A 9742-nucleotide genomic window follows, 5' to 3' on the forward strand; every position below is an offset into this window, starting at 1 on the left:
CTCGCCCGATGCCGCCTCAGCCTCGTCCCCGACACCAGCACCGAGGAGGTCACCACCAGCTCCTTGCCCGCTCTGACCGCCTGACCAATCAGCGAAGGATCGCTACACCACTTCCCGGGACTTGACCCGCCGCGAACGAGCGGGCCGAGCGGATCATCGCCGCGACAGCGAAGGTTGAGGCGCGCCAGCTCTGGAGCGCCGCCGCCGCGATGCTCCTCGCGCTCGTGCCGCTCGCGATGCTGGTCGCGGGCGTCTGGATGGCCGCAGCGGACCTCATCACGGGTGCTCAGTGGGCGCTGGACGTGGACGGGAGCGTGTGGCTCGGCATCGGGCGGTGGCTCGTAGTCGGCGCTGGCCTCGCCGGGGCCGGCTACGCCCTCTTCGCCTCCGCCCGCTGGGTCGTCGGCCTCGCGGAGACGTGGAAGGGCCGCGGGATGCCGTCATGGCCCCGCTGGCGGAGGTGACCCCAGCTCCCGAGGGCAAGCGCGCGGAGCGCGTGCGGCAGAACTCCCCAGAGTGACAATAGGTCAGCCACTACTGTATAGTTCAGTGCATGCTGACTATTGCTTCTCGCCTCGACGTCATAAACCGGCTGGGCCGGGCCATGGCGGACCCGACGCGCTCCCGGATCCTGATGACCCTGCTGGACGGGCCGAGCTACCCGGCCGTGCTCTCGCGCGAGCTGGAGCTGACGCGTTCGAACGTGTCGAACCACCTGACCTGTCTTCGCGACTGCGGGATCGTGGTCGCCGAGCCCGAGGGTCGGCAGACGCGCTACGAGATCGCCGACCCGCACCTCGCGGCGGCGCTCACGGCGCTGGTGGACGTGACGCTGGCCGTGGACGAGCACGCGCCGTGCTTGGACGCCGCGTGCACTGTGCCGGGCTGCTGCGGGACGGGAGCGGGCGCGTGAGCGCGGCGTGCGGCTGCGACGAGCCGGAGACCCGGGTCGGCGAGGAAGCCGATGAGGAGCAGGAGCGTCCGTGGTGGCGTGACCGCGGGATCATGGTCCCGGTGCTCTCCGGCGTCGCCTTCGGCACGGGCCTGGTCCTGGAATGGACAGGGGCGGAGGTCCCGGCGCTGGTGGCGTTCTGGATCGGCCTGCTGCTGGGCGCGTCGACGTTCACCCCGGGCGCGATCCGCAAGCTGTCCAAGGGCAAGCTGGGCATCGGCCTGCTGATGACGATCAGCGCGGTCGGCGCGGTGATCCTCGGCTACGTCGAGGAGGCCGCCGCCTTGGCGTTCCTGTACTCCATCGCCGAAGCGCTGGAGGACAAGGCCATGGACCGCGCCCGCGGCGGGCTGCGGGCTCTCCTCAAGCTCGTCCCGGAGACCGCGACCATCCGGCGGGACGGCGCGCCCGTGGAGGTCGCCGCGAAGGACCTCCAGGTCGGGCAGCTCATGCTGGTGCGCCCCGGTGAGCGGATCGCGACCGACGGCATCGTCCGCACAGGTCGGTCGGGCCTGGATACCTCCGCGATCACCGGCGAGTCGATCCCGGTCGAGGTCGAGCCCGGCGACGCGGTGTCGGCCGGGGCGATCAACACCGCCGGTGCCCTGGAGGTCGAGGCGACCGCGGCGGGTACGGACAACTCGCTGACCACGATCGTGGAGCTGGTCGAGCAGGCGCAGGCCGAGAAGGGAGACCGCGCTCGGCTGGCCGACCGGATCGCCCGACCCCTCGTGCCCGGCGTGCTGATCCTCGCCGCTCTCGTCGCGATCATCGGCTCGCTGCTCGGCGACCCGGAGCTGTGGATCACCCGCGCCCTCGTGGTGCTCGTCGCCGCGTCGCCGTGCGCGCTGGCGATCTCCGTCCCGCTCACCGTCGTCGCCGCGATCGGCTCGGCGAGCCGGTTCGGCGTGATCATCAAGTCCGGTGCCGTGTTCGAGCGCTTCGGCGTGATCCGCCACGTCGCCGTCGACAAGACCGGCACCCTCACCCGCAACGAGCCCGCCGTCACCGCCGTCCTCACCGCCGACGGCGTGACCGAGGCGCAGGCCCTGGCCTGGGCGGCATCCCTGGAGCAGCACAGCACCCACCCGCTGGCCGCCGCGATCACCGCCGCCGCACCCGGAGCCCCCGCCGCCCTGGACGTCACCGAGCAGGCCGGGCACGGCATCGAAGGCACCCTCGACGGGGCCCGGGTCACCGTCGGCAGCCCTCGCTGGCTGGACTCGGGGACGCTCAAGGACCAGGTCGCGGGCCTGGAGGAGCAGGGCATGACCGTCGTCATTGTGCACCTCGACGGGGCCCCGGTCGCCGCGATCGGGGTCCGCGACGAGCTGCGCCCCGAGGTCCCAGAGGTCGTGCGCACCCTCGCGGCCCAGGGCGTCGGGATGACCATGCTCACCGGCGACAACGCCCGCACCGCCCGCGCGCTGGCCGCGCAGGCCGGGATCGGGGACGTGCGCGCCGAGCTGCGTCCCGAGGACAAGGCCGCCGCGATCAGCGAGCTGGGCAGGCACGGCTCGGTCGCGATGATCGGCGACGGCATCAACGACGCCCCCGCCCTGGCGGCCGCGGACATCGGCATCGCGATGGGCGCGACCGGCTCCGATGCCGCGATCGAGTCCGCCGACGTCGCCTTCACCGGCCACGACCTGCGGCTCCTCCCGCGGGCGTTCGACCACGCCCGCCGCGGCAGGCACATCATCAACCAGAACATCATCCTGTCCCTGCTGATCATCACCGCCCTGCTGCCGCTCGCCCTGTTCGGCGTACTCGGCCTCGCAGCGGTGGTGCTCGTGCACGAGATCGCCGAGGTGATAGTGATCCTCAACGGGCTCCGCGCCGCCAGGACGAGGAAGTAGGAGGGATCATCGAGTGCTATAACTCCGATATGCGCTACGAGAACCCGCTCCACCTCGCCGAGAAGCTCGGCGCCCTCGACCTCCTCCTCGACCAGCGCATCGCCATCTCCCGCGGCTCACCGGAGCAGGCCCTGCGCGGCTGGGAGTCCTTCGGCTACCACGGCGAGGACCCTCGCGGCGCCGACGTAGCCCACGAGCACACCGACCAGCTCCTCGCCGCGGTCGACGGCGTCCCGCAGGCGAGGAAGGACCTTGAGAACGGCACGACCACGGGCGGCACCGTCGCCCGGGGTGACGAGCTGCGCATCGAGCCCTACTCGCCCGGGCTCCACCACCGCCTCTGGTGGGGTGCCAGCAGCTGCGCCACCGCCGAGTGGACCGCCCGCGAGGGCCTCAACCTCATGAGCTCCACGCTGCTGACCGAGGCCACCGGCGCCGGCTTCTCCGACCTCCAGGCCGAGCAGATCCGCGTCGACAAGGACGCCTGGCGCGCCGCCGGCCACGACTGGACGCCGCGCGTGAGCGTGTCCCGCTCGATCTTCCCGATCACGACCGCTCTCGATGAGCGCTTCTTCGGCCTGCGCGGCGAGGGGTCGCGTGACCAGGTCGGCATCATCGACGACGGGGCCGACGGCTCCGGCTGGGTCGGCTTCGGAGCGTGACGGCGCCGCCCCTCGGGACGCAGGTGGTCCTGCGCCCGAGGGGCGGCGTCGTGCTTCTGGGGGAGCCTCGTCTGGGCGCGTGGCGTCGCGGGGACGCCTCTCCCGCTACTGGACGACGACGGTGAGCGCCGGGAGCTCGCCGGCATCGGCCTTGCGTCGCATCGTCTCGCCCCGGCGGACGACCCAGGCTCCCACGCCCGTGCAGGCCCCGGCGACGATGAGCAGCCAGCCGGCCCAGTGGAAGGGCATGGACGAGCCGCTCTCCCACGAGCTGTAGGCCTCGTAGTCGGTCTGCGAGACCGTGCAGGACTCGCCGTCCTTCTGGATGGTCCAGACGGAGGCGGAGGGGGCGAGGCAGGTGACCTCGGGGGCGGAGCCCGTGCGGGGGACGAGCACGAGGGCGGCGCCGACGACGATCGCGAGGGCGGCGAGGATCGCCAGGGTTCGGGACTTCATGGGGGCACCGTACCGTTCTGTGATCTTCCGGCCAAGACCGTGAGAAACCGTGGGCGGGGTGGCGGGTCTCCCGTGAACGGACGGTCCCCGGCCGCGCTCGCCGCTCAGCCCTGGACGTCCGGCGGCCACTCCCCGGCGTGGACGATGGAGCCGGCCGTCTCGTCCCAGGTGAAGGTCGAGACCGCTCGGCCGGAGGCCTCAGCGTTCGACTCGTTCTGGAGCGGGTACGTGTAGGTCACCTGGATCTCGGAGTCGGACACGCGCACGACGTCGGGGTGGAAGCCGATCCCGTCCGACGCCGTCGTCCCGATGTACTGACCGTGGTGGAAGAGCATGATCTGGTACGGCGAGGAGGCCGTCCCGCCGTCGATCGTGATCGTGATCCAGGACAGGACCGCGCACGGGTCGTAGCCGTCGGTCTCCGCGTAGTCCGCCGTCCACGGGTAGCCGCGCGAGTCCGCGGGCACCTGCGACAGGTTCTGCTCGAGCGCCTCCGAGCCCGACGTCGTCGCGCAGGTGGGCTCGGCGGCGGCCGTCGTCGCGGCGGCCGTGGCCGTTCCTGACGCCGCCACGGCGAGCTCGGTCTGCTCGGGCTGAGCCGAGGCGGTGGGCGTCTCCGTCGCGCTGGACGAGGGAGCGGAGCTCGACGGCGCCGCGCTGGTCGCCTCGCCGGCCTGCGAGGCCTGGGACGTGGTCGCGTCGGACTGGCCGCCGCCGCAGCCCGCGAGGGACAGAACGGCTGCCAGGACGACGGCGATGACGGCGGCGGACCGTCGTGACCTCCTCCGGTGGGTGCCGGCCGGTGCGAAGGGCGGACGTGTCGTCAGTGTCGTGCTCATGGGATCCTCCTGGGTAGGGATGGTGGGGACGGGATCGACGTCAGGACTGGGGGAGCGCCTCGGGCGGTACCGCCGGAGGTAGCGTCGTGCGGGGCGCCGGCGTCGGGTCCGCCAGGCGCACCGCGTCGCGCGGGACCGCGTACTCGACTCCCGGGTAGCGCCCGAACTGCTCGCCGCCGTCGACCCTCGGTGCGACGGCGTCGAGGTGGGCGAGGACCTGCGGCGGCGAGGGCCACGCGCCCGAGGCCTCCGTTCCCGCCGGCTGCACCGGCGGGAACCAGGCCGTCGTCGCCGGCGGGCGCAGCATGAGGCGGCCCGGTCGGCTGCGATCGCGCAGGGCGTGAGCGCGCCACGTGCTCACCGGGTGCGAGGCTCCCCAGACGACCAGGTGCAGCCACAGGTCCCGCTCGCGAGTCGCGCGGTCCGCCACCGCGTGGAGGTTGACGTGCGCCCCGAGGTACTTGCCCGCCGTCAGCAGGCCGATCACTCCGGGCACGCCCCGCGGCGCGATCGCGTAGCCGTGGTTGTCCGCCGTGTACTCCTGGGCTCGTGAGAGCGCCGGCCCGAGCAACGGCACCTGGGCCGCGAGCGTCGTGAGGAGGAGCCGGGTGTAGGAGACGTGCCCCGCGGCCAGGTGGCCGACCTCGTGGGAGATGACGAAGCGCAGCGCCTCCGGGTCGCGGGACGAGCCGCCGATCTCGAAGAGGTCGGAGTAGACGACGACGTAGCGGCGGAACCCGTGCCCGGCCGCGAAGGCGTTGACCTGGCCGTTGCCAAGCACCACGTAGGCGTCCGGCACCTTGCGCAGGCCGAAGGCGTTGGCCGCCTCGACCACCATGCGGTAGGCCTCTGGGAACTGCGTCGGCCCCATCTGCACGGCCATCGCGCGCTGCTGGGCGTACATGAGCGCGCGGCCGATCCACAGGAGCACCGGCAGCGCCGGGACGACGAGGAGCAGCTGGGCGCCCGTGCCGCCGTCGGTGAAGAAGGACCGGACCTCGCCGGCGGCCCCCGTCGTGGCCGGGGCGTGGGCGAGCCAGACGATGACCGCGATCCACGCTGCGTAGATGAGCACGGTGACGACGACGCAGGCGTAGACGAGCGGCATCTCGGCCGGGTGGCTCAGCGCCCTCGTGCCACTGCGGCCGTGGATGGTCGCTCCGTTGAAAAGTGTCGGCTGCTCGTCCATGCTCCTCACGCTAGCGGCGTGCCACGGCGGGCAGATCCTCCTGCGGGACGAGGACCGTGCGCGGGCTAGGGTCGAGCGCGTGACACCTGCGCACCCCTCCGACCGCACCAGCGGCGACGCCCCTCTCTCACCTCTGGCCGCCCTCGCCCCCGACGCCGGGGACGGACTGCCCTCGATGACCGGCCACCCCGACCACGAGGTCCCCTGGGGCATGCAGGTCGCGGTCCGCTACGACAAGGTCGACCCCGCCCGCCGCATCGACGTCGCCGAGGCCACTGCCCGCGCCGTCGTCACCCTCCTCGCCTCGCCCGAGGCGGCCCCCGGTGGCCCCTGGCACGACGCCTGTGAGTACTGGCGCGACGGCCGCATCCGCAAGCTCGTGCGCCGTGCCCGGGGCAAGCGCTGGGACGAGGTCCAGGAGCTTCCCGGCGCCACCGTCGTCCAGGACGGGCCGCGCGGCTGGGGGAGGGCCGAGGCCCGGGCCTTCGTCCCCGGCCCCGTCAAGCCTCTTCCTCCCGCGCTCGCGAAGACCCAGGTCGAGGGCACCCACTTCCCTCACGGCGACGAGCTCCCGCCCGCCCCCGCGGCGATCGCCGTCCGCGTCGCGCGGGACCCGGCGGCGGCCTCCGAGATCGAGCTGGGCGAGGGGTCGGCGTCGACGGACGCCCTCGTCACCATCGAGGTCACGCCGCTCGAGGTCATGACGAGCGGGAAGCTCTGCGCCCAGGTCGCCCACGCCGCCCAGCTCGCCTGGGAGAGTGAGGAGATGCCGGAGGCGGTCCGGGAGGCCTGGGCCGCCGACGGCTACCGCGTCCGCGTCGTCCCCCCGAGCAGGGAGTCGTGGGAGAGCACCCCGCGCCCCGTGTCCATCATCGACGCCGGCTTCACCGAGCTCGACGGGCCTACGGAGACCACGCGCGCCTTCTGGTGACGAGCGATCGGGCACGCGTTGCGCGCTCCGCTGCGGATGAGGCGCCGGGACCGTGCGGCAGCCCCCGGGGTGCTCAGGCCTGAGTCCGGCTCGCACCTCCTCCGGCGGCGTCAGACCGCGCTCGCGGCGACGGCCTCCTCGTCCGGGTCCGCCTCGGCCGGCTCCGGGGTGCCGCGGAAGACCCACAGGCGCATGAGGGCGTAGAGGTAGAGCCCCTCGCAGCACGCGGAGATGAAGCGCGCCAGCTCGGCGTTGACGCCCGCCCAGTGCAGGAGCGAGGACAGCCCGAGGATGAAGATGACGTACTGGCTCACCAGCCCGATCGCGTAGCGCGAGCCCTGGGCGGCCAGGTGACCGCGGGCCTGGAAGTTGAGCCAGCGGTTCATGAGGAGGGAGTACACGCCGGCGAGGGCGTAGCCGACGCTCACGGCCACCGGGTAGAGCCAGTGCAGGTGGTCGTAGAGGACCCACAGCATCGTGACGTCGAGGCAGAAGGCTGAGCCGTTGATGAGCGCGTAGCCGATGAAGGTGACGGGAACCCGACGCCGCACGGAGCGCGGCAGCATCCGGTGCAGGCGGGTGATGAGGCGGAGGAAGGCGCGAGAGGCGACGCGCGACGGGTCGTCGAGGCGCGTGCTCACACGCTCGCGGGCCGAGCTGACGGCACCGCGGCCGCGTCGAGGCGCGCGGCTCGGCCCGTCGTCGCGCTGCTGCCGTCCCGCCATTACGATCCTCACCCGGTTCCTCGCGGAACCGTCGTGTCCGAGTCTGTCGTGCCACGACGTCGTCGGACAAGGCCGGGCGGGTGAGAGAAGAGTCGCCGTTCCTCCTACCTCAGGGCGAGACGCGCTCCTGGGGCGCGCCACCGAGGCTGCCGACGACGGTCCGCGTCGGTGCAGCGCGTCCCTTCTGCGGGGGCCGGTTCACCCGCAACGGGCGTCAGGCCACTCGCGATGAGGTGCCACACTGGCGCCATGTCATCGCGTCCCACACCCGCCCAGACGCTCACGTCCCCCGACGACTACACGACCTCCCTGGCCGACCTCGTCACCGCCTCACCGACGAGCTACCACGCCGTCGCCGAGGTCTCCAAGCGCCTCTCGGCCGCCGGATTCACGCCCCTCGCCGAGACCGAGCCCTGGGACGAGCTTCCTGCCCGGGGCCTCGTCGTCCGCGACGGCGCCGTCATCGCCTTCATGCTCCCGGACCGTCCGGGCCCCGCCACCGGCTTCCGCATCGTCGGCGCCCACACCGACTCCCCGGCCCTCAAGCTCAAGCCGCGCGCCGCCCTCGACCGCTCCGGGTGGCAGCTCATCAACGCCGAGGTCTACGGCGGGCCGCTCCTCGACTCCTTCCTCGACCGGGACCTCGGCCTCGCCGGGCGACTCACCACCCGCGACGGCGCCGTCCACCTCGTGCGCACGGGACCCGTCGCCCGCGTCTCCCAGCTCGCGCCGCACCTGGACCGCGGCGTCAATGAGAGTCTCCACCTCGACCGTCAGGCCCACCTCATGCCCCTGTGGAGCCTCCTCGAGGGTGACGGCGACGACGCCGCCTCCCGCGGTGAGCACGACGCCGTCGAGCAGTACCTCTGCGAGCTCGCCGGCATCGACCCTGCCGAGCTCGTCGCGCACGACGTCCTCACCTACCCGACCGAGGCCCCCGCCCGCATCGGCCGCCACCGCGAGTTCCTTGCCTCCGCCCGCCTCGACAACCTCACCTCCGTCCACGCCGGCCTCGTCGCCCTCGAGGCGCTCGCCGCCGACGGTGAGGAAGCCTGGGACGCCGCCGGCGCCCGCGACGTCGTCGTCCTCGTCGCCAACGACCACGAGGAGGTCGGCTCGGGGACCCGCTCCGGTGCCGCCGGCCCCTTCCTCGAGGACGTGCTCGCCCGTCTCGCCGCGGGCCTCGGCTACGAGGGGGAGGAGCGCGCCGCCCTCATGGCCCGCTCCGTCTGCGTCTCCGCCGACGCCGGGCACTCCGTCAACGCCAGCTACCCCGAGAAGCACGATCCTCAGGTCCGTCCCCTCATCAACCACGGGCCGCTCCTCAAGATCAACGCCTCCCAGCGCTACGCGACCGACGCCGTCGGCACCGTCGTGTGGGACCGTGCCTGCCGCGCCGCCGGCGTGCCCTACCAGGACTTCGTCTCCAACAACTCGGTCTCCTGCGGCACGACCATCGGTCCCATCACGGCCTCGCGGATCGGCGTCACCACCGTGGACGTCGGTCAGCCCCTCCTGTCGATGCACTCGCAGCGGGAGATGGCCGGCGTCCTCGACGGCCCGTGGATGGCCCAGGCCCTGCTCGCCTACTGGGCGGGGGAGTGAGCCGCTCCGTGCGCCGCACCGCCCTCGGGCTCCTCGGCGCCGACCGTCGCGCCTCGCGCCTCGCCGGCCCCGCCGAGTCCTGCTGCCCCTGCGGCTCGGGACGGACGCTCGTCACCTGCTGCCTCCCCTGCCTCGACGGCGAGGCCGCGCCCACCGCTGAGGCGCTCATGCGCTCGCGCTACACGGCCTTCGCCCTCGGCGACGAGGACTACCTCTTCCGCACCTGGCACCCCCGCACCCGCCCGTCCGGCCCCTACGGGGACCCGGCAACGACGTGGACCGGCCTCACCATCGAGGAGACGGCCGGCGGGGACGAGGACGAGCCGGACGGCGCCGAGGCGGTCGTCGCCTTCACGGCCCGCTACCGGCTCGCCGGTGCGGATGGCGTCCTCGGACCGGAGCAGGTGATGCGCGAGCGCAGCCGCTTCCTGCGCCGCGCCGGACGCTGGCTCTACGTCGAGGCGCTCTGAGCCGAGCACCCCTCACGCGGACGTGCGGGGAGCCGCGAGCGCACCGGGTACCCG

Annotated in this window: 11 protein-coding genes; 7 read left to right on the forward strand and 4 right to left on the reverse strand. The window is 73.2% G+C overall.

Translation table 11 applies throughout. From position 1 onward, the window contains the following. Positions 1-209: 209 nt before the first annotated feature. The 4 genes from IXW69_RS11185 to IXW69_RS11200 all read left to right on the forward strand — a co-directional run bounded on the left by IXW69_RS11185 (position 210) and on the right by IXW69_RS11200 (position 3473). Positions 210-464 (forward strand): hypothetical protein, encoded by a 255-nt coding sequence (locus IXW69_RS11185; protein ID WP_228525359.1) that lies wholly within the window; start codon positions 210-212, stop codon positions 462-464. 89 nt (positions 465-553) lie between these two features. Beyond that, on the forward strand, positions 554-913 hold the full coding sequence (gene cmtR, locus IXW69_RS11190) for a Cd(II)/Pb(II)-sensing metalloregulatory transcriptional regulator CmtR (protein WP_194786419.1): 360 nt from the start codon (positions 554-556) through the stop codon (positions 911-913). Further along, on the forward strand, positions 910-2811 hold the full coding sequence (locus tag IXW69_RS11195; protein ID WP_194786420.1) for a heavy metal translocating P-type ATPase: 1902 nt from the start codon (positions 910-912) through the stop codon (positions 2809-2811). Before cmtR ends, IXW69_RS11195 begins: the two co-directional genes overlap by 4 nt. A 29-nt stretch (positions 2812-2840) precedes the next feature. Continuing rightward, a complete protein-coding gene (locus IXW69_RS11200) occupies positions 2841-3473 on the forward strand; it encodes an alkane 1-monooxygenase (RefSeq protein WP_228525361.1) in 633 nt (210 codons plus the stop codon). 105 nt (positions 3474-3578) lie between these two features. Here IXW69_RS11200 and IXW69_RS11205 read toward each other — a convergent pair whose 3' ends face one another. The 3 genes from IXW69_RS11205 to IXW69_RS11215 form a co-directional block, all read right to left on the reverse strand. Continuing rightward, positions 3579-3929: a hypothetical protein gene (locus IXW69_RS11205; protein ID WP_194786421.1), complete on the reverse strand. Its 351-nt coding sequence runs from the start codon at positions 3927-3929 to the stop codon at positions 3579-3581. 104 nt (positions 3930-4033) lie between these two features. Continuing rightward, the gene (locus IXW69_RS11210) at positions 4034-4768 is read right to left on the reverse strand and encodes an LppP/LprE family lipoprotein (RefSeq protein ID WP_194786422.1); all 735 of its coding nucleotides are present in this window, start codon (positions 4766-4768) and stop codon (positions 4034-4036) included. Positions 4769-4808: 40 nt separating this feature from the next. Further along, the gene (locus IXW69_RS11215; RefSeq protein ID WP_228525363.1) at positions 4809-5957 is read right to left on the reverse strand and encodes a M48 family metallopeptidase; all 1149 of its coding nucleotides are present in this window, start codon (positions 5955-5957) and stop codon (positions 4809-4811) included. A gap of 211 nt (positions 5958-6168) precedes the next feature. Here IXW69_RS11215 and IXW69_RS11220 point away from each other — a divergent pair, with 211 nt between their 5' ends. Continuing rightward, entirely contained in the window at positions 6169-6888 is a 720-nt protein-coding gene (locus tag IXW69_RS11220; RefSeq protein WP_228525367.1) for an aminoacyl-tRNA hydrolase, read from the forward strand. A gap of 110 nt (positions 6889-6998) precedes the next feature. Here IXW69_RS11220 and IXW69_RS11225 read toward each other — a convergent pair whose 3' ends face one another. Beyond that, on the reverse strand, positions 6999-7613 hold the full coding sequence (locus IXW69_RS11225; protein ID WP_194786423.1) for a GtrA family protein: 615 nt from the start codon (positions 7611-7613) through the stop codon (positions 6999-7001). Positions 7614-7862: 249 nt separating this feature from the next. Between IXW69_RS11225 and IXW69_RS11230 the strand changes: the two genes are divergently transcribed. Beyond that, the gene (locus IXW69_RS11230; protein WP_228525364.1) at positions 7863-9218 is read left to right on the forward strand and encodes a M18 family aminopeptidase; all 1356 of its coding nucleotides are present in this window, start codon (positions 7863-7865) and stop codon (positions 9216-9218) included. A gap of 8 nt (positions 9219-9226) precedes the next feature. Next, a complete protein-coding gene (locus tag IXW69_RS11235) occupies positions 9227-9688 on the forward strand; it encodes a YchJ family protein (protein WP_323745303.1) in 462 nt (153 codons plus the stop codon). Positions 9689-9742 lie beyond the last annotated feature (54 nt).

The organism is Actinomyces haliotis (assembly GCF_015355765.1).
GTDB lineage: Bacteria > Actinomycetota > Actinomycetes > Actinomycetales > Actinomycetaceae > Actinomyces > Actinomyces haliotis.

Excerpts from the sequence above, each read along its gene's own strand:
- IXW69_RS11185 (WP_228525359.1), top strand. The coding sequence starts at position 210 with ATGCTCCTCGCGCTCGTGCCGCTCGCGATGCTGGTCGCGGGCGTCTGG.
- cmtR (WP_194786419.1), top strand. The coding sequence starts at position 554 with ATGCTGACTATTGCTTCTCGCCTCGACGTCATAAACCGGCTGGGCCGG.
- IXW69_RS11200 (WP_228525361.1), top strand. The coding sequence starts at position 2,841 with ATGCGCTACGAGAACCCGCTCCACCTCGCCGAGAAGCTCGGCGCCCTC.
- IXW69_RS11205 (WP_194786421.1), bottom strand. The coding sequence starts at position 3,929 with ATGAAGTCCCGAACCCTGGCGATCCTCGCCGCCCTCGCGATCGTCGTC.
- IXW69_RS11210 (WP_194786422.1), bottom strand. The coding sequence starts at position 4,768 with ATGAGCACGACACTGACGACACGTCCGCCCTTCGCACCGGCCGGCACC.
- IXW69_RS11215 (WP_228525363.1), bottom strand. The coding sequence starts at position 5,957 with ATGGACGAGCAGCCGACACTTTTCAACGGAGCGACCATCCACGGCCGC.
- IXW69_RS11220 (WP_228525367.1), top strand. The coding sequence starts at position 6,169 with ATGCAGGTCGCGGTCCGCTACGACAAGGTCGACCCCGCCCGCCGCATC.
- IXW69_RS11225 (WP_194786423.1), bottom strand. The coding sequence starts at position 7,613 with ATGGCGGGACGGCAGCAGCGCGACGACGGGCCGAGCCGCGCGCCTCGA.
- IXW69_RS11230 (WP_228525364.1), top strand. The coding sequence starts at position 7,863 with ATGTCATCGCGTCCCACACCCGCCCAGACGCTCACGTCCCCCGACGAC.